Below are 19,977 nucleotides of genomic sequence, written 5' to 3'. Positions count from 1 at the left end.
CGGACCCCGGGCACGGTCGCGCGCCCGTGCGGCGCCGGAGTGCGGCTGCACGTCTACGCGAGGACACGGCCTCGCTGCGAAGAAACCATCGCGCATGCCGGCAGCCGTGCCTGACGCGGGCACCAACGGCGGCGTCACACACGCAGCGATCTCGCTGGAGCGCAATCCTAGCGGCCAGCCGTCCACCATCTGGGTGGCGCGCGCCAACGCCCCACTCCCGGAAGGCGGCACAAGCGCCGCCACGCCGCTTCAGCTACCGGCCGCCAGTTGCCGCGGCGCATGCCGCCGCATCGTGCCAGGCTCGTCTTTCATGCCGATTTGCGCATGATGCATGAATTCGCAAGATCGCGGTCACACGCACGAAACCGCTCGATCGGACCATGAGCGCCCCTCACGCAAGCCACGCACCCGATGACCGTTTCGGCGTATTTCCGCACCCCTGCCCCGACCCTGCTGGCCCTGGCGCTGGCCACCAGCCTCGGCTGCGCCCACGCCGCCGAGGCCAGCGACGGCGCCGACGGCACGGCCCCGTCCGACAGCAGCGACCGGGTCTCGACCCTGGACCAGGTGCAGGTGCTCGGCCAGGCCACCACCTACGCCAAGATCAACGTCAGCAAGGAGGCGCTGGACCGCCAGTTCGCGATGAGCAGCGTCAACGATGCGCTCAACGAGCTGCCCGGCGTGATCGCCACCGAGGCCGATGCGTTCGGCTCCTCCGACTGGGGCACGCAGATCAGCATGCGCGGCTTCGTCACCAACCGCGACGACCAGCAGATCGGCACCACCATCGACGGCGTGCCCAACGGCGGCTCGGCCTACGGCGGCGGCGCCAAGGCCAACCGCTTCATCGACACGCTGGACCTGGAGACGGTGGAGGTCAGCCAGGGCACCGCCGACATCGCCTCGCGCTCCAACGAAGCGCTGGGCGGCACCCTCAACTTCCTCACCAGCGAGCCGCTGGACCAGCAGCGCGTGCGCATGGCCTTCGGCATCGGCGACAACCAGGCGCGCAAGTACTACGCGCGCTACGACAGCGGCGACCTCGGCGGCACCCGCGCCTGGGTCAGTGGCTCGCACGCCAGCAACGACGACTGGATCGACGGCAGCGGCCACACCAACCGCGACCACCTGGCCGGCAAGTTCGTCAGCGACCTCGGCGCATGGACACTCAGCGGGTACCTGTCCTACGACGACGCCAACGAATCGGAATACAGCAGCGTCACCCCGGCGCAGTTCGCCACCGATCCGGACCACGACCTGCTCACCGGCAGGCTCACCGGCATCCCCTACTACGACCAGAACTACCGCTCCGGTTCGCGCGCGCTGCGCAAGAACACCTTCGGCTACCTGCGCGGCCAGTTCGACGGCGGCAACGGCTTCAAGGCCACCCTGACCGGCTATGGGCACGGCCTGCAGGGCCGCGGCGACTGGATCCCGCCCTACCTGGTGGACGTCACCAACGACGGCGCCGGGCGTCCGGAATCCGAATACACCGGCGGCCGCACCGTGTACGGCGGCAATGCCCTGGGCAAGCTCTACTTCGTCACCCCCAGCGGCGCGGCCGCGAGCATGCTGCCGGGCTGCGCCGACACCGCGACCCTGCCGGCCGAGTCCAACCCGGCCTGCTACCCGACAGGCTCGCTGCCAGTGCAGTCCTACCGCCACAGCCACTACGACAACCAGCGCGGCGGCGTCACCGCCGACGTGGAGTGGGCGCAGGACGTCGGCGGGCTGCACAACACCGTGCGCGGCGGCCTGTGGCTGGAACGCTACGACCGCAGCGTCACCCGCGACTGGCACCGCCTGCTCGACGTCGGCACCAACATCGCCTTCGACCACGTGCCGTACTGGGTGCAGTTCAAGGACGACTACCGCACCGACGAGCAGATGTACTACGCCGAGGACGTGATGCGCTATGGCGACTTCGCCTGGCGCGTGGGCTTGAAGCAGTTCTTCGTCGACCAGACCCGCGACCGCCACATCGGCGACGCCGCGCACATCGAATCGGATTCGCACTCCGATCCGCTGTTCTCCGCCGGCCTGACCTGGACCACGCCGCTCAAGGGCGTGGAGGCCTTCGCCGGCTTCTCGCAGAACTTCGCCGCGATTCCCTCCGGCGTGCTCGGCGAGACCGATCCGCTGGTGCTGAGCAAGGTCAAGCCGGAAACCGCCGACAACGTCGAGGTGGGCCTGCGCATGAGCCGCTGGCCGCTGACCGGCAGCATCACCCTGTACGACATCCGCTTCGACAACCGCATCGTCTACGTGCCGGCCAACTTCGTCACCGGCATCGACTACCTGGGCGAGACCGACGGCGTCTACGAGAACTTCGGCGGCGTGCACGCGCGCGGCGTGGAACTGGCGCTGGGCTACGCCTGGGACAACGGCTGGCGGCTCAACGGCGCCTACACCTACAACAAGGCGACCTACCTGGGCAGCGGCAACGCCGCGCGTGACCAGGCACTGGAGATCGCACCGGGCTCGCAGGTGATCGGCCAGCCGCGGCAGACCCTGGTGCTGTCGGCCGACTGGCAGGGCCAGCGCTGGCACGGCGGCCTGTCCGGCCGCTACCTGGGCCGGCGCTACCTGGACGCGGCCAACAGCGCGTCGCTGGATGCGGTGACCACCTTCGACGCCAATCTCGGCATCGCCTTGGGCGGGCTGAGCCCGCAGCTGCAGCAGGCCAGGCTGGACCTGGTGATCAGCAACCTCACCGACAAGCGCTACCTCAACGGCGTGGACGGCAGCGACAGCGCCTTCATCGCGCCGCCGCGCACGGTCGGCCTGACCTTCATGGTCGACCTGTAACCGGCGCCGTGGCAGTCTCGCGGCGGCAGCCGATCGCGGCTGCCGCCGTTTTGTGTTTCCCCGGACCGCCATGACCGACCAGACCCGCCGCCGGCTGCTCCGCGCCGGCCTCACCGCCAGCGCCGCCGGACTGCTGCCGCCGAGCATCGCCCGCGCCGCGGCGATCGCCCCGGACGTGCGCAGCGGCACCCTCGACGATCTGCAGCACGTGGTGATCCTGATGCAGGAGAACCGCGCCTTCGACCATTACTTCGGCAGCCTGGCCGGCGTGCGCGGCTTCGGCGACCGCTTCCCGATCCCCGCACCGACGCTGCCCGGCATCGCCGCGCGCACGGTGTGGCTGCAGCCCAGCGCCGACGGCAGCCGCCCGTTGGCACCGTTCCCGCTGCGCACCGCGCACAACTTCGCCACCATGCGCGTGCAAGGCACCCCGCATACCTGGCCGAACGCACAGCAGGCCTGGGACCACGGCCGCATGGGCCAATGGCCGGCGGCCAAGCGCGACCACGCTCTGGCCTACTACGAACGCGACGACCTGCCGTTCCAGTTCGCCCTGGCCGAAGCCTTCACCGTGTGCGACGCCTACCACTGCGCGATCCAGGCCGGCACCAATCCCAACCGCGTGTTCCTGTGGACCGGGCAGAACGATCCGCACGCCCGCGCCGGCGGCCCGATCATCGCCAACTCGCACGACAACTTCCCGGAACTGGGCGGCGCCCCGGACGACTACCGCTGGCCCAGCTACGTCGAGGCGCTGCAGCAGGCCGGCGTGTCCTGGCAGATCTACCAGGACATGGCGGACAACTTCACCGACAACCCGCTGGCCGGCTTCGCGCCGTTCCGCGCGGCCTGGCGCGGTGCGCCCGGGCACGATCCGCAGTTGCGCGCACGCGGCGTCTCCAGCCGCAGCCTGGCGCAGTTGCGCGAGGACGTGCTGGCCGCGCGGCTGCCGTCGGTGAGCTTCATCATCGCCGACGCCGCCGGCAGCGAGCATCCCGATCCGTCCAGCCCGGCGCAGGGCGCGGCCTACACCGCGCGCGTGCTCGACGCGCTGACCGCCGATCCCAAGGTGTGGGCGCGCACCGCGCTGCTGCTGATGTTCGACGAGAACGACGGCTTCTTCGACCACGTGCCGCCGCCGGCCCCGCCCTCGCCCGACCCGTCCGCGGCCGGCGGCTGGGCCGGCGCCTCCAGCATCCCCACCGACGGCGAATACCACCTGCACCCGGCACCGGGCGATGCCAAGGTCGACCCGCCGGAGCTGCGCGGGCGGCCCTACGGCCTCGGCCCGCGCGTGCCGCTGTACGTGATCTCGCCATGGAGCCGTGGCGGCTGGGTCGATTCGCAGGTCTACGACCACACCTCGGTGCTGCGCCTGCTGGAGCGCCGCTTCGGCGTCGCCGCCACCGGCCTGACCCCGTGGCGCCGCGCGGTCTGTGGCGACCTGCTCGACGCCTTCGATTTCCGCCAGATCGATACGCGCCCTTTCGTCGCCGACCTGCCGGACGTGCGCGAGGCGGCGGCACGCGCCGCGGCGCTGCGCGAGCATGCGCTGCCGCCGCTGCCGACGCAGCTGCAGGCGCCACGACAGGCATTCGGCGTGCGCCGCGCACGCGCGCTACCGTATCGGCCGACGGTGCAGTTGCAGTACGTGCTCGAGCGCGGCGAAGTGCAGTTGCGCATGACCAACACCGGCGCCGCGACGGTGCTGCACGTCTACGACCGCTACCTGCTGGAGTCGATCCCGCGCCGCTACACGGTGGGCGCCGGTGCAAGCCTGAACGGCACCTGGACCACCTACGACGGCGACTACGACCTGTGGCTGCTCGGCCCCAACGGCTTCCATCGCCACTACCGCGGCGATCTGAGCGCTCCGCTGCTGCAGGCAGACATCGTCCAGGACCCGGACGACGCGCAGACGCTGTGCCTGGTGCTGCGCAATCCCGGCCCCGACCCGCTCAGCGTGTCCCTGGAACCGGCCGCCTATGCGCAGGCACAGCCGCGCCAGCAGGTGACGCTGGCGCCTGGTGCCGAGCAGCGCATGCGCTGGAGCGCCAAGCCGAGCGGCGGCTGGTACGACCTGTGGCTGGTCCAGGACCACGCGCGTCAGCGCCTGGCCGGCCGCATGGAAACCGGCAAGCCCGGCATCAGCGATCCGGCGATGGGCGGGCCGGCGCGGCTGTATCAGGAGGGCCCGCCCAACTATCAAGGACCGGGACCCGTCTGAGGCGGGCGGGATTGGGGAGTCGGGATTGGGGATTGGCAAGGGCGGCGCCTGCACGCTGATGCGTTTCCGCCAATCCCGAATGGTGCGACCTAACTCCGACTCCCGCGGAAGCCGCTTTTACGAATCCCCAATCCCGACTCCCTAATCTAATCCCGGCTCTCAAGCACCCCGATCGTCCGCAGCCAGGTCTCCACCAGCTGCGGCCACTGCGCGATCGGGAGGTTCTTTGCACGCAGGCCGAAAGCGTGGCCGCCCTTGGCATAGATATGCATTTCCGTCGGCACGTCGGCGTGGTTGAGGGCGACGTAATACGCCAGCACCTGCGAGACGCCGTCCACGTGGTCGTCCTGGGCCTGCAGCAGGAAGGTGGGCGGAGTGTCGGCGACGACGCGGATGTCCGGACGCAAGGCCAGATCGGTGGGATCGCGGGTGTCGTCATCTTCGTCCTCGTGCGCCCACAGGTGGCCTGGATACACAGCGATGGCGAAGTCCGGGCGGCAGCTGACGCGATCGGCGGCATCCACCAGCGGATAGGTGCGCTGAGCGAAGTGCGTGCTCGCCGCGGCCACCAGGTGGCCGCCAGCGGAAAAGCCCATCACCCCGATCTTGTGCGGGTCCACGCCCCAGGTCGCGGCCTGCTGGCGCACCAGGCCCAGCGTGCGCTGCGCGTCCTGCAGTGCGGTCTGCACCTTCGGGTAGTAACGATGGCCATCGACCCAGGTCGGGCCCGAGTTCGGCACGCGGTACTTCAACAGCACGCAGGTGATGCCGCGCGAGGTCAGCCAGTCGCAGATCTCCGTGCCCTCCAGGTCCATCGCCAGCATTTGATAACCGCCGCCGGGAAACACCACCACCGCGGCGCCGGTGTTGTGGCCCTGCGCCGGATACACCGTCATGGTCGGCCGGCTGACGTTGTCGATCCTGGCCCCCGGACCGCCTGTTTCCGGCTTCGGATGCGGCAAGGCGTACGGCACCGCGCGGGGCCAGATCGGCACCTGCACGTGGCCCGGCGTGGGTTCCCAGACCCGGGCGTGCACGGCGTGGGCGAACAGCCCGAGGGCGATGGCGAACGAACAGCATACGAATCGACGCATGGGACGCTCCAAACAGGAAGGGACTGGAAGGGACCGCACGATCAGGTGGCACGGCCGCGGCGGCTGTGGCCGTTGGGTACAACGCAGGCGATCGCGCGCGACATGGACAGAATGGCGACGCCGATGATCGCGAGCGGCGTCGGGTAGGAACCGCTGTTGTCGCCTTTTGTGGGATCAGCCACGACGGACCTTCCCGGTAAAGCCCGTCGCGATTGAAGTCGGCCCTACGGAGAGCGACTAGCCGGCGCGCGGCGCCTGCGCCGGCAGCGTGGCCACCACCGCCTGCGCCACCGCCTTCAGCGCCGCATCGCGCGCGGCGCTGTCGACCGTGGCGCCATTGAGATAAGCGGTCAGCAGCAGCGGCGTGGGCCGTCCTGGCGCCCACACGATGGCGATGTCGTTGCGGGTATCGGTGCCGTTGCTGCCGGTCTTGTCGCCGATCTGCCAGCCCGCCGGCAGGCCGGCGCGCAGGCAATCCTTGCCGGTGCGGTTGTCGCGCATCCAGCCGATCAGGCGCTGCCGCGAGACGGGTTGCAGCGCCTCCCCGAGCAACAGGGTGCGCATCGTCGCCGCCATCGCCGCCGGCGTGGTGGTGTCGCGCGGATCGCCGGCGACAAAATCGTTCATGCCCGGCTCGTTGCGATCCAGTTGGGTCTGCGTATCGCCCAGCGCACGCAGGAAGCGGGTCACGCCGGGCGGGTCGCCGACCAGCGGCAGCAGCAGGTTGGCCGCGGCGTTGTCGCTGTAGATCATCGCCGCACGGCACAGCTCGGCCACGCTGAGCGTGCCGCCCACATGGCGCTCGGACACCGGCGAATTCCCCAGCAGATCCGCCTTGCGCACCGGCAGGCGCCGCTCCAGGGTCAACTCGCCACGATCGACCCGCTGCAGCACCGCCCCTGCCAATAGAAATTTGAAGGTACTGCACAGCGGGAAGCGCTCGTCCTGGCGCTGTCCGCCGAGCACCGCGCCGCTGCCGTCGAGCAGGCTCACGCCGAGCCGGCCACCGCTGCGCCGCTCGATCTCGGCCAGTCGCTGCTGTAGCGTTGGCGCCTTGTTTTGCGGCGTTCTTGCCTGCACTGCAGCCACCGCCAGCAGGCTCGCGCCCATGCCCACGCCCTGCAGGAACCGTCGTCTCGTCAGCATCGTCCATCTCCGTCGGGAGCCAGGATGATGGCCGCATTGACCTGCCCCCACCAGCGAGGTTATTCAATCGCACCCATGAGCCCAATTGATACCTGGCAATGATCCGTCCGCACCTGCCGCTGAACGCCCTGCGCGCCTTCGAGGCCGCAGCGCGGCACCAGAACCTCACCCGCGCCGCGGCCGAGCTGTGCGTGACCCAGGCCGCACTGAGCCACCAGATCAAGCAACTGGAGGCGCGCCTGGGCGTGGTGCTGTTCCAGCGCCTGCCGCGCGGCGTGGCCCTGACCGACGAAGGCCTGCGCCTGCATCCGGTGCTGACCGAGGCCTTCGACCGCATCGCCTCCACCCTGCAGCGCTTCGCCGGCGGCCGCTATCGCGAGACGCTGAGCGTGGGCGTGGTCGGCACCTTCGCGGTGGGCTGGCTGCTGCCACGGCTGGACGCCTTCCACGCCGCGCACCCGGGCATCGAACTGCGCGTGTACACCCACAACAACCGGGTCGACCTGGCCGGCGAAGGCCTGGATCTGGCGATCCGCTTCGGCGACGGCGACTGGCAGGGCCAGTACGCCACGCCGATCCTGGATGCGCCGTTCGCGCCGGTGTGCGCGCCGGCGCTGGCGCCACGGCTGCGCACACCCGCCGACCTCGCCAGGACCACGCTGCTGCGCTCCTACCGGCTGGACGAATGGCCGCGCTGGCTGCAGGCCGCCGGCGCGCCCGAAGTGCAGGCCGGCGGCCCGATCTGCGATGCCTCGCTGACTCTGGCCAGCATCGCCGCGACCGGCCACGGCGTGGCCTTGCTGCCGCTGCGGCTGTTCGCCCAGGACCTGGATGCCGGGCGCCTGGTATGCCCGTTTCCGACCCGCATCGACCTGGGCCGCTATTGGCTGACCCGATTGCGCTCGCGGGCGGAAAGCGACGCGGGGCGGCGGCTGCGCGAATGGTTGCTGGCCGAGCAGGCCGCACATCCCGACTGAGCGGCAGGGCCAGTGCTGCACGTCGCCTTCCACGCCACCTGCGCACATCCGGCACGTGCCTTGCTACGCCTACCAGCAGGCTTTGACAGCCATGTGAAGATTTTGTGCACTGCCGCTTGGCGGCCGTGCAAGCCCGAAATATGATCCCGGTCGCAGTCGCAGTGTGCGCCGGGGAAGGCGCCTATCGTCCAGGGGGAAACATGTTGATGAACCGTGGTGTCCTGACCACCCGTCCGGGCCTGGTCTCGCGTGACGTCGTGCTGGCCGCCGTACTGGCCTGTCTGTGTGTGCTGCATCTGGCCTATTTCCTGCGCGGTGGCGCCAGCGAATGGCATTGGGCGCTCAGTGCCGCGGGCCTGGCGCTGATGGCGCTCAAGGCCGGCCTGCGACCCACGCCGACCGCCCGCCCCTCACTGAAGAGCCTGCGCTCGCGCACGCCGCTGGACTGGGCAGCGATCGCCGGCGGCTTGCTGGTCGTGGCCAGCGCCGCTGCCTGAGCACCGCAGGCCGGCGCAACGCGCCGGCCGAACCGACCGTCCTCTTCTAGCCGACACACCCATCGCGACCATGGCGCTGGGGCACGTGTGTCACTGCCGCCAGAGCGTCCGCGCTGGCCACGCGCAGCGCCCGGGCCCTGGGCGCTTGCGCATGCCTTGCGGGTGGGGCTTTCCGTCGGCTGGGACAGTGAGGCGTCGGGGCTGAAGCCCCTCCCACAGGGGGTGTGCCCACTCGCGCTCCGGCGTGCCTGGACCAAGCGCGGACATCCACATCGCATGCATGTCCAGCGCACGCCGCAACCTGAGCGCCTGCTACACGGTGGACTTGCCAGTTCCGGTTCCCACCCGCGCCGCCAGCCGCCGGAACGCGTCGCGCTGTGCGGCGTCGGCAAACCATGCCGTCGGCACCACGTCGAACATGCCGTCGTTGTGGTACAGCAGCAACACCCGCGGACTCTCGCGATACCGGACGTAATCGCGCCAGCGGCGGTGTACCTCGCCGTTCGGCCAGGTGATGCGGATGCCCACCTGGTCCCATGCATAGGTGAAGCGATGCCGCAGCGACTCCTGCTGCGTGTAGAGGAACAGCAGCTTGCTCGGCACGACCCAGCCGTACCACAAGGCCAGCCAGATCGGAGCACCGCAACTGAAGAAGACCAGCGCCTCGCCCAGGACGCTCGCCCAGCCACCGCGCGCGTCAGACAACAACAGCAATACGCCGAGCAGGAACGCACCGCCCATCCGCATCAGTGCGCGGCGCAGCTTGTATCGATGATGCAGGCGTTGCGCAGGAAATCGTCCAGGCGGATGGTGCCGCTGATCATCGTCGTCGCTCCATGAAGGCATGACCGCGCCGGCCGGGCCTGCGGGATGGGGCGTCGGCCGCGTTGCGCGCGGCCGGCCTGTGCGACGCCATCAGGCGCCGTCGATCAACTCCATCCACGCCTGCTCGGCCTGCGCCAGATCGCGCGCGGTCGCTTCGCGGTCGCGGCCCAGCACCGCCATCTTCTCCGCATCGGCATAGCTGCGCGGGTCGGCGAGCTGGCGATCGAGCTCGGCCAGGGTGGCTTCCAGTTCGCCCACGCGCTTCTCTGCGGCGGCCAGCTTGTGCGGGTTCGGCGGCTTCTTCGCCGGCAGCGGCTTGACCGGCGGCGGCGGGGTCGGCGCGGCCTCGGCCAGTTTCTGCTTGGTGCCCTGCGCGGCCGGCCGGGTGCGTAGCCACGCGGCGTAGGCGTCGAGGTCGCCGTCGAACGGCTCCACCACGCCGTCGGCCACGCGCCAGAAGGTATCGCAGACCAGGCCGATCAGGTGGCGGTCGTGCGAGACCATGACGATGGCGCCGTCGAAATCGGCCAGCGCCTCGGCCAGCGCCTCGCGCATTTCCAGATCGAGATGGTTGGTCGGTTCGTCCAGCAGCAGCACGTTCGGCTGCTGCCAGGCGATCAGCGCCAGCGCCAGGCGCGCGCGCTCGCCGCCGGAGAAGCCGTCCACCGGCTCGAACGCACGGTCACCCGGGAAATTCCACTTGCCGAGGAAGTCGCGGAACGCCTGGTTCGGCGCATCCGGGGCCAGGTCGCGGAAGTGTTCCATCGGCGACTGGCCTTCATGCAGCGACTCCACCGTGTGCTGGGCGAAGTAGCCGATGCGCAGGTCCGGATGGGCGGCGCGTTCCCCTGCAAGCGGCGCCAGCTCGCCCACCAGGGTCTTCACCAGCGTGGTCTTACCGGCACCGTTGGGGCCGAGCAGGCCGATGCGCTGGCCGGCTTCCAGGCCAAAGCCCACGTTGTGCAGAATGACCGCGTCGCTGCCGTAGCCGGCCTCGACATGGTTCAGGCGGATCAGCGAGAACGGCAGTTTGGCCGGCGGCGCGAATTCGATGCGGAACTCGCGCTCGGCGCGCACCGCTTCGGTACCGGCCAGCTTGGCCAGACGCTTCATCCGGCTCTGCGCCTGCGCGGCCTTGCTGGCCTGGGCCTTGAAGCGGTCGATGAAGCTCTGCAGGTGGGCGCGCTCGGCCTGTTCCTTCTCGTGCGCGATCTGCTGCTGGCGCAGTTGTTCGGCGCGCTGACGTTCGAAATCGGTATAGCCGCCCGGATAGAGCTTGGCGCCGCCACCGTGCAGGTGCAGGGTGTGGGTGGCGACGTTGTCGAGGAACTCGCGGTCGTGCGAGATCAGCAGCAGCGTGCCCGGGTACTTCAGCAGCCACTGCTCCAGCCAGTACACCGCGTCCAGGTCGAGGTGATTGGTCGGTTCGTCGAGCAGCAGCAGGTCGCTGGGCATCATCAGCGCGCGCGCCAGGTTCAGGCGCACGCGCCAGCCGCCGGAGAACGAGGACACCGCGCGGTGATGGGTCTCGGCCGGGAAGCCGAGGCCATGCAGCAGCTTGCCGGCACGCGCATCGGCGTCGTAGGCGCCCATCTCGGCCATCTTGGTGTGCGCGGCGGCGACCGCCTCCCAGTCCTCGCGCGCGGTCGCCTCGGCCTCTTCGCTCAGCACCGCGGCCACCGCGGTGTCGCCACCGAGCACGAAGCTCAGTGCCGGGTCCGGCAGCGACGGGGTTTCCTGGGCGACGCTGGCGATGCGCACCTTGCCGGGCAGGTCGACGTCGCCCTTGTCGGCCTCCAGTTCGCCCTTCACCGCCGCGAACAGGCTGGACTTGCCGGCCCCGTTGCGGCCGACCACGCCCACCCGGTAGCCGGCATGCAGGGTGAGGTCGACATTGGACAGCAACAGCCGCTCGCCGCGGCGCAAGGCGAAATTACGTAGGGAAATCAAGGCAGGGCACTCGGCTAGCGAGGCGGAAGTGTAGCCGCTTCGCCGACGCCGGCCCACCCGGGCGGCGACGCGGCGGCGTCCGGGGCGGCACCCGGGGCACCGAGAAAATCCGACCCAGGTCCGTTTTTGTATACGCGCCGGCGTGAAAAACGGATTTCAATCCGATGGCAATCGCTGCACCGCAGCATTGCCCCGCCCACACCGGAAATCGCCAGACCCACGCCAATCCTCCCAGCCACTGGAGTCTCCGCCCGATGACGCAACGCCGCCTCCACCTCGTCAGTGCCGTCCTGCTCGCGCTCGCCTCCGCCAACAGCCTCGCCCAGTCCCAGCAGGCACCGACCACGCTGGACAACATCATCGTCACCGGCACCCGCATCTCCGACCGCACGGTGGCCGAATCGCAGTCGCCGATCGACATCATCGCGCCCGAGGCGCTGCAGGCCACCGGCGCCAGCGACCTCGCCAGCGCCCTCGGCAAGTTGTTGCCGTCGCTGAACTTCCCGCGCCCGGCGATCAACGACGGCAACGACGCGCTGCGCCCGGCGACCCTGCGCGGCCTGTCGCCGGATGCGGTGCTGGTGCTGCTGGACGGCAAGCGCTACCACACCACCTCGCTGGTCAACTACAACCCCTCGGTCGGGCGCGGCTCGGCGCCGGCCGACCTCAACTCGATCCCAATGTCGGCGATCGCGCGCATCGAGGTACTGCGCGACGGCGCCTCCGCGCAATACGGCTCCGACGCCATCGCCGGCGTCATCAACATCGTCCTCAAACATGGCGCCAAGGCCGGCAGCAACAGCGTCGCGGTCAACGGCGGCATCATGGACAAGGGCGACGGCGCGCAGAACGGTATCGACGGCTCCTACGGTCTGGCCTTCGGCGGCGCGCCGGGCGGCGAGGCGCCGGGCTGGGTGCGAGTGTCGTGGAACTACCAGAACGCGATGAACACCAATCGCGCCGAGAACACCGACAAGGCCACCACCCTCGCCGGCGCCGCCAACCCCAGCGGCGTGCCCTACGAGCGCTACGGCGACCCGGCGGTCAAGACCTACCAGGGCTTGGTCAATTTCGGCTACGCGCTCACCCCGCACGTCGACCTGTACGGCTACGCCAACTTCAGCCGCCGCGAGGTGCTGTCCAACGGCTACTACCGCGCCTGGGACAACAGCGACCGCAACGTGCAGGCGGTCTATCCCAACGGCTACCTGCCGCAGATCTACAACCCTTCCAACGACCGCGCCGCGGTGCTCGGCGTCAAGGGCAGCACCGACAACGGCTGGACCTGGGACGTCTCCGCCGACTACGGCAAGAACGACGTCACCTTCGACCTGCGCAACACCATCAACACCAACCTGTACTGGAGCACCGGCGCCTCGCCGACGCGCTTCAACGCCGGCGGCTTCCGCAACGAGCAGAACGCGCTCAACGCCGACTTCAGCAAGTCGCTGGACTGGGGCCTGGCCTACCCGGTGAACCTCGCCTTCGGCGCCGAATACCGGCAGGACAAGTACGCCGTGGTGGCCGGCTCACCCACCTCGATCTACTTCGATCCGAACGCCATCAACCCCGAGACCGGCGCGCCCTACCCCGGCGGCTCGCAAGTGTTCCCCGGCCTGTCGCCGACCGTGGCCGGGCAATTCCAGCGCCACAGCAAGGCGGTGTACGCCGACCTGGAAGCGGACCTGACCGAGCGCCTGTCCGGCGGCGTGGCCGCGCGCTACGAGGACTACAGCGATGCCGGCACCACCCGCTCGGGCAAGCTGTCGGCGCGCTACCAGCTCAACGACGCCTTCGCCATCCGCGGCACCATCTCCAACGGCTTCCGCGCGCCCTCGCTGGCGCAACAGAACTACGCCTCGGTGGTGACCCTGCCGGTGGACGGCGTCCTCAGCCAGATCGGCACCTACCGCACCTCCGATCCGGTGGCCATCGCCCTCGGCGCCAAGCCGCTGTCGCCGGAGAAATCCACCAACTACAGCATCGGTGCGGTCTGGCAACCGGGCGGCGGCTTCAACGCCACCCTGGACCTGTACCAGATCCGCATCTGGGACCAGATCCTGTATTCGGACCAGATCTCGCTGGCCGAGCCGATCGGCCAGGTCAGCGCCGCACAGTTCTTCGTCAACGGCGCCACCACCCGCACCCGCGGCGTGGACTGGGTGAACAATTACCTGCTCGACCTCGACCGCGCCGGCACGCTCAACCTCAGTTTCAGCGCCAACTACAACAAGATCGAGATCCTGGAGATCTCCGATCCGAACTTCGGCCGCGCCAGCCAGGGCCTGCTGACCGATGCCACGCCGCGCACCAAGTACGTGCTCAGCGGCGACTGGAGCCTGGCCGGCTGGACCCTGCACGGCGACGCCACCCGCTACGGCGCCATCACCCGCCGCGGCGACGAGGCCGACGGCAGCCAGGACCAGGGCTTCGCCGCACGCTGGCTGCTGAACCTGTCCACCAGCTATGCCTGGCACGACCTGACCTTCACCGTCGGCGCCGACAACGTCACCAACCAGTACCCGACCCGGACCGCGCTCAACAACATCTACGACGACCGGCCCAACGGCCTGCAGTACTCGCCGCTGTCGCCGTTCGGCTTCAACGGGCGCTATTGGTACGGACGGGTGAGCTACCGCTTCTGAGCGAACCTGGCGGGCGTCGCCGCGACAAGCGGCGACGCCTTGCCACGCGTGACTTCGCGCGGCCAACAGGCCGATGCCGCAGCTGTCCCGATGGGGCGCGGGCGCTGCTCGGCCTGCATAGCCGCCTCGCCATTGCGACTGCCGTCCACTCTCGGCGGCGGCACACGGCGTTCTGCCGACCCTTAGAACGTAATGGAATAAGAACATGCGCTTGCATCCTGCGACGCAGCACGCATGTTAAAAAATAATTAGACATCCCTGAGGACGCGGCCCGCCGGCCTTGCCGGCCGCCGCGGCTTCACCTGCCGTTTCGGCACCTGCTGGAGTTTCCATGAACCGTCCGTTGTCGCTGCTGACGAGCGCCGTGCTCGCCGCCCTCGCCGCCCCCTCCTTCGCCCAGACCGCGTCCGACGCACCCAGCACGCCCAGCACGCTGGACACGGTGATCGTCACCGGCACCCGCGTCAGCGACCGCACCGTCGCCGAGTCGCAATCGCCGATCGACATCATCACTCCCGAGGCGCTGCAGGCCACCGGCACCTCGGAATTGGCGACCGCGCTGTCGCGCGCGCTGCCCTCGCTGAACTTCCCGCGCCCGGCCTTGACCGACGGCACCAGCGGCATCCGCCCGGCGCAGCTGCGCGGGCTCTCGCCCGACCAGGTGCTGGTGCTGGTCAACGGCAAGCGCCGCCACACCTCGGCGATGATCAACGTCAACGGCACCATCGGCCGCGGTTCCTCGGCGGTGGATCTCAACGCGATCCCGATCGCCGCGATCGAGCGGGTGGAAGTGCTGCGCGACGGCGCCTCGGCGCAGTACGGCTCCGACGCCATCGCCGGCGTGGTCAACATCGTGCTCAAGGGCGCCGGCGAAGGCGGCAGCCTGGCCGTGGAGCACGGCCAGTACTCGGCCGGCGACGGCGCCAAGTCGCAACTCTCCGGCGACGCCGGTGTCGGCTTCGGCGACGGCCGCGGCAGCCTGCACGTGGCCGGGCAGATCAGCCAGCAGGACGCCACCAACCGCGCCGGCCCCTACCAGGGCACCGCGCCGAACACCGGCAACTACCCCGGCATCGGCCAGACCACCTTCGTCTACGGCGACCCCAAGGTCGACGCCACCGCGGTCTCGGCCAACAGCGAGTTCCGCTTCAGCGACAACCTCACCGGCTACGCTACCGCGATCGCCAGCAACCGCGACATCACCTCGTTCGCGTTCTACCGCTCGCCCAACCACAACGGCCAGACCGCGCTGCTGGCGCAGGTCTATCCCGACGGCTACGTGCCGCAGATCGAGCAGTACTCCAAGGACCGCTCGCTGGTCGCCGGCCTGAAGGGCAGCATCGCCGGCGGCTTCACCTGGGACGTCAGCTACAACTACGGCTACAACAAGGTCGACTTCCACACCGCCAACAGCATCAACTACAGCCTCGGCGTCGACAGCCCGAGTCGCTTCTACGACGGCGCGCTGGAGTACACCCAGAACGCAGTCAATGCCGACTTCACCCAGCCGCTGGAGTGGGGCCTGGCCTATCCGGTGACGCTATCCTTCGGCGCCGAATACCGCCAGGAGAAGTGGAACCAGTCGCCGGGCGAGCCGGCTTCGTACACCGGCACCACCGGCGGCGCGCAGGGTTTCGCCGGCTTCGCGCCGCTCAACGCCGTGCATTCGGACCGCCACAACTACGCGGTGTATGCGGGACTGGAAGCCGACCTCACCGACAAGTTCTCCGCCGGCCTCACCGGCCGCTACGAGGACTACTCGGATTTCGGCAGCAAGACCTCCGGCAAGCTGTCGGCGCGCTACGCGTTCACCGACAAGGTGGCGCTGCGCGGCACTGTCGCCAGCGGCTTCCGCGCGCCGTCGCTGGCGCAGCAGCAGTACCAGGCGGTGACCAGCAGCTACATCAACGGCAGCTTCTTCGAATCCGGCACCTTCCCGGTGAACAGCGCCGTGGCCCAGGCGCTGGGCGCCGCGCCGCTGAAGGCCGAGACCTCGCTGTCCTACAGCCTGGGCCTGGTGCTGCAGCCGGTCGAGCGCCTGTACCTGACCGTGGACGCGTACCAGATCGAGATCGACGACCGCATCCTGCTGTCGTCCAACCTCAACGACGCGGCGGTGCTGGGACAACTGCGCGAGCTCGGCTACAGCAACGTCACCAGCGTGCGTTACTTCAGCAACGCCGCCGACACCCGCACCCGCGGCGTCGACGTGGTCGGCACCTACAGCATCCCGTTGGCGGCCAGCACGCTGGACCTCACCGCCAGCTACGGCTACAGCAAGACCGACATCACCCATGCGGTGACCCAGCCGCAGGCGCTGGCCGCCATCGGCTCGACCCAGACCACCCTGGGCCGCGACGAGATCGGCCGCCTGGAGGACAGCTACCCGAAGGACAAGCTGATCTTCAGCGGCACCTGGAAGCTGCCGAAGTGGGACCTGAGCCTGGCCGCCACCCGCTACGGCGAGTTCACCGTGCGCAATTCGGCCACCGCCACCCGCGACCAGACCTACGGCGCGGACTGGGTGGTCGACGCCTCGGCCAGCTTCAAGCCGAGCACGAACTGGACGCTGACGCTGGGCGCGGACAACGTGTTCGACCAGTACCCGGACAAGACCGACAACCTGATCAACTCCACCTACGGCATGCTGCCGTACAGCAACTACTCGCCGTACGGCTTCAACGGCGCCTACGTGTACGGGCGGATCAATTACCGCTGGTGATCGCATGAGTGGGCGTCGATCGCGCCTACGTTGAGCGGCATGACGACGGCCCGGGTTTCCGGGCCGTTGTTGTGTTCGGGATTCGGGATTGGGGATTGGGGATTGGGGATTGGGGATTGTTCGCAGCGTGCCGTGCTGTGGCGGCCCGTGGCTTCTTGTAGGAGCGGCTTCAGCCGCGACCCTGCGCAGTCCGCGTCGCGGCTGAAGCCGTTCCTATGGGGTACCAGGGGCATGCTCGCGACATGCGGTGCCCGTACAACCACGCGCGCGCGACACCGTGCTCTGCCCTGTGCCGCGCAGCCAGCCTCCTGCGCATCGCGATGCAAAAACGCCACAGCGCCCGCGCGCAGGCACGACCGCGTGCACCACGTCCGCGCGCAGCGCCGGCATTTTGTCTACGAGGACTGAAAATCCGGGGATTCGCGCTGCCGCAACGCCTGCAGCGGTGGTTGCAATTGCAACCTCAGCACTGCCCTTAACGGAATATTGACTCCACTGACATCAACCGGTAATCCCTAAGGAGCGTCGCCGCATCCGCCAGGGGACAGGGGAGTGCGCATGCAGCGGCGCCCTTCCCCACTTCTGGAGCCGCCTCCCCCATGACGCGCACGCTCACTCCGCTCGCCCATGCCGTCGCCCTGTGCCTGGCGACGTCCGCCGTTTCCGTCCACGCACAGAACGCCGGCAACGCGCAAACGCTGGACACGGTCATCGTCACCGGCACCCGCGTGGCCGACCGCACCGTGGCCGAATCGGCCTCGCCGATCGACATCATCTCGCCGGAAACATTGCAGTCCACCGGCACCACCGAACTGGCCACCGCGCTGTCGCGCGCCGTGCCCTCGCTGAACTTCCCGCGCCCGGCGATCACCGATGGCTCCGATGCCGTGCGCCCGGCGCAGTTGCGCGGGCTCTCGCCGGACCAGGTGCTGGTGCTGGTCAATGGCAAGCGCTACCACACCACGGCCCTGGTCAACCTCAACGGCGCGCAGGGCCGCGGCTCCTCGCCGGCCGATCTCAACACCATCCCCATCGCCGCGGTCGAGCGCATCGAAGTGCTGCGCGACGGCGCCTCCGCGCAATACGGTTCCGATGCCATCGCCGGCGTCATCAACATCGTGCTCAAGGGCAGCGGCACGGGCGGCAGCCTGGCCGGGCGCTACGGCAAGTACAGCGCCGGCGACGGCGAGCAGTACCAGCTCTCCGGCGATGCCGGCCTCACCTTCGCCGAGACCGGCAGCGTGCACTTCGCCGCGCAGGCCGGACACCAGGACCAGACCGACCGCGCCACGCCGTACCAGGGCCAGGTGCAGCAGCGCTACGGCGACCCGGACGTGGACCAGGGCGCGTTCTCCTACAACGGCCAGTACAGCCCGGCCGACTACATCACCTTCTATTCCTACGCGATGCTCAGCCGCCGCGAAGTGCTGTCCAACGGCTACTTCCGCTGGTCCGGCGACAACCGCAACCGCCCGGAGATCTATCCCGACGGCTTCCTGCCGCAGATCTACAACGTCAGCAAGGACGTGTCCTGGGTCGGCGGGGTCAAGTCCAGCACCGCCGGCGGCCTGGCCATCGACCTCAGCTACAACTACGGCCGCAACGACCTGAGTTTCGACGTGCGCCACAGCCTCAACAACAGCCTGGGCCTGGCCAGTCCCACCGAGTTCTATGCCGGCGCGCTGCAGGTCACGCAGAACGTGCTCAACGCCGATTTCAGCAAATCGCTGGAGGTCGGCCTGGCCTATCCGGTGACCCTGGCCTTCGGCGCCGAATGGCGCGGCGAGAAATTCAACGAATCGCCGGGCGCGCCGGCGTCCTACGTCAACGGCGGCATCCCCTCGGCCAACGGCACCCTGCTGCCTGGCGCGCAGGTGTTCGCCGGCTTCAAGCCCAGCGATTCCGGCCACTACGACCGCAACAGCTATTCGACCTACCTCGATCTGGAAGGCGACATCACCGACAAGTTCTCCGCCGGCCTGGCCGGGCGCTACGAGAACTACAGCGACTTCGGCGACACCGCCACCGGCAAGCTGTCGCTGCGCTACGCCTTCAGCCCCAAGGTCGCGCTGCGCGCCACCGCCTCCACCGGCTTCCGCGCGCCTTCGTTGCAGCAGCAGTATTTCCAGTCGGTCGCCACCAACTTCATCAACGTCGCCCAGCCCGACGGCAGCATCGCCGCCACGCCGTTCGAGATCGGCACCTTCCGCACCGACAACCCGGCGGCGATCGCGCTCGGCGCCGAACCGCTGAAGGCCGAGAAATCCAAGAACTACGGCCTGGGCCTGGTGTTGCAGCCGGTGGACGCGCTGTACATCACCCTCGATGCCTACCGCATCGACATCGACGACCGCATCGTGCTCTCGGAGAACCTCACCTCCACGGCCGTGCGCAACTACCTGCAGGGCAACGGCTACGCCGGCATCGGCGGCGGCCGCTACTTCACCAATGCCATCGACACCAAGACCCAGGGCGTGGACGCGATCGGCACCTACAAGCTCGCGCTGCCCGCCAGCAGCCTCGACCTCACCGCCGGCTACAACTACAACAAGACCGACATCGAGAAGATCGCCGGCAACCCGGCGGTGCTGGAAGCGATCGACCCGACCGCGGTGCGCATCGGCCGCGCCGAGATCGGCCGCATCACCCGCGGTTCGCCGCGCGACAAGTTCTTCCTGAGCAGCGTGTGGTCGCCCGGCGCCTGGGCCTTCACCGCCACCGCGACGCGCTGGGGCGAGTTCACCGACTTCGGCACCACGCCCGCCGCCGACCAGACCTACGCGGCCAAATGGACCCTGGATCTGTCGGCCGCCTACACGCTGGGCCGCTGGCGCGTGACCGTCGGCGGCGACAACGTGCTCAACGAATATCCCGACCGCTCTCGCGCCGGCGCGGGCACCCGCACCTATCTGCCGTACAGCACGTCCTCGCCATTCGGCTTCAACGGCGCGTTCGCCTACGCCAACGTCAACTACAGTTGGTAAGCGCATGCGGCGGCAGTGTTCCGGCACCGCCGCCGTCTTCGCCACCGGCAACATAGCGACCGCACCGGCGGGATGCCGGTGTGCGATGGCAGGCGAGGCCAC

General features: G+C 69.2%; 12 protein-coding genes. 7 read left to right on the top strand and 5 right to left on the bottom strand.

Features of this window, described 5'->3' with window-relative positions; genetic code table 11:
• Nucleotides 1-411: 411 nt before the first annotated feature.
• Together QN245_RS05880 and QN245_RS05875 are read left to right on the top strand one after the other, a co-directional pair.
• Complete coding sequence (locus QN245_RS05880) at nucleotides 412-2,808, top strand: TonB-dependent receptor (protein WP_317844802.1); 2,397 nt, start codon at nucleotides 412-414, stop codon at nucleotides 2,806-2,808.
• A gap of 70 nt (nucleotides 2,809-2,878) precedes the next feature.
• Entirely contained in the window at nucleotides 2,879-5,035 is a 2,157-nt protein-coding gene (locus tag QN245_RS05875) for a phosphocholine-specific phospholipase C (RefSeq protein WP_317844801.1), read from the top strand.
• Nucleotides 5,036-5,181: 146 nt separating this feature from the next.
• Here QN245_RS05875 and QN245_RS05870 read toward each other — a convergent pair whose 3' ends face one another.
• Genes QN245_RS05870 through bla form a run of 3 tightly spaced genes read right to left on the bottom strand, consistent with a single transcriptional unit; the run spans nucleotide 5,182 to nucleotide 7,275 of the window.
• Entirely contained in the window at nucleotides 5,182-6,129 is a 948-nt protein-coding gene (locus QN245_RS05870; RefSeq protein ID WP_317844800.1) for an alpha/beta hydrolase, read from the bottom strand.
• A 41-nt stretch (nucleotides 6,130-6,170) separates the two neighbouring features.
• Nucleotides 6,171-6,311, bottom strand: coding sequence for a hypothetical protein (locus QN245_RS05865; protein WP_317844799.1), 141 nt, complete (start codon nucleotides 6,309-6,311; stop codon nucleotides 6,171-6,173).
• Between the two features lie 55 nt (nucleotides 6,312-6,366).
• On the bottom strand, nucleotides 6,367-7,275 hold the full coding sequence (gene bla / locus QN245_RS05860) for a class A beta-lactamase (protein ID WP_317844798.1): 909 nt from the start codon (nucleotides 7,273-7,275) through the stop codon (nucleotides 6,367-6,369).
• 98 nt (nucleotides 7,276-7,373) lie between these two features.
• Here bla and QN245_RS05855 point away from each other — a divergent pair, with 98 nt between their 5' ends.
• Nucleotides 7,374-8,252 carry a LysR substrate-binding domain-containing protein gene (locus QN245_RS05855; RefSeq protein ID WP_317844797.1) on the top strand — a complete coding sequence of 293 codons (879 nt, stop codon included), beginning with the start codon at nucleotides 7,374-7,376 and terminating at the stop codon, nucleotides 8,250-8,252.
• 206 nt (nucleotides 8,253-8,458) lie between these two features.
• Nucleotides 8,459-8,749 (top strand): hypothetical protein, encoded by a 291-nt coding sequence (locus QN245_RS05850; RefSeq protein ID WP_260302979.1) that lies wholly within the window; start codon nucleotides 8,459-8,461, stop codon nucleotides 8,747-8,749.
• Nucleotides 8,750-9,061: 312 nt separating this feature from the next.
• On the opposite strand, the gene QN245_RS05845 is transcribed toward QN245_RS05850, so the two are convergent.
• Nucleotides 9,062-9,496, bottom strand: coding sequence for a YcxB family protein (locus tag QN245_RS05845; protein ID WP_317844796.1), 435 nt, complete (start codon nucleotides 9,494-9,496; stop codon nucleotides 9,062-9,064).
• A gap of 168 nt (nucleotides 9,497-9,664) precedes the next feature.
• Complete coding sequence (locus QN245_RS05840; protein WP_160969073.1) at nucleotides 9,665-11,524, bottom strand: ABC-F family ATP-binding cassette domain-containing protein; 1,860 nt, start codon at nucleotides 11,522-11,524, stop codon at nucleotides 9,665-9,667.
• Between the two features lie 254 nt (nucleotides 11,525-11,778).
• Here QN245_RS05840 and QN245_RS05835 point away from each other — a divergent pair, with 254 nt between their 5' ends.
• The 3 genes from QN245_RS05835 (at nucleotide 11,779) to QN245_RS05825 (ending at nucleotide 19,875) form a co-directional block, all read left to right on the top strand.
• Complete coding sequence (locus QN245_RS05835; protein ID WP_317844795.1) at nucleotides 11,779-14,169, top strand: TonB-dependent receptor plug domain-containing protein; 2,391 nt, start codon at nucleotides 11,779-11,781, stop codon at nucleotides 14,167-14,169.
• A 331-nt stretch (nucleotides 14,170-14,500) separates the two neighbouring features.
• On the top strand, nucleotides 14,501-16,891 hold the full coding sequence (locus tag QN245_RS05830; protein ID WP_317844794.1) for a TonB-dependent receptor plug domain-containing protein: 2,391 nt from the start codon (nucleotides 14,501-14,503) through the stop codon (nucleotides 16,889-16,891).
• A 599-nt stretch (nucleotides 16,892-17,490) separates the two neighbouring features.
• Nucleotides 17,491-19,875, top strand: a complete 2,385-nt coding sequence (locus QN245_RS05825; protein ID WP_317844793.1) for a TonB-dependent receptor plug domain-containing protein — start codon at nucleotides 17,491-17,493, stop codon at nucleotides 19,873-19,875.
• The last annotated feature ends 102 nt before the right edge of the window (nucleotides 19,876-19,977 follow it).

It is taken from the genome of Xanthomonas rydalmerensis (assembly GCF_033170385.1).
GTDB classification, from domain to species: Bacteria; Pseudomonadota; Gammaproteobacteria; order Xanthomonadales; family Xanthomonadaceae; genus Xanthomonas_A; species Xanthomonas_A rydalmerensis.
Note: the sequence above shows the minus strand (reverse complement) of the source record. Positions and strands in the feature narration are given on the sequence as shown.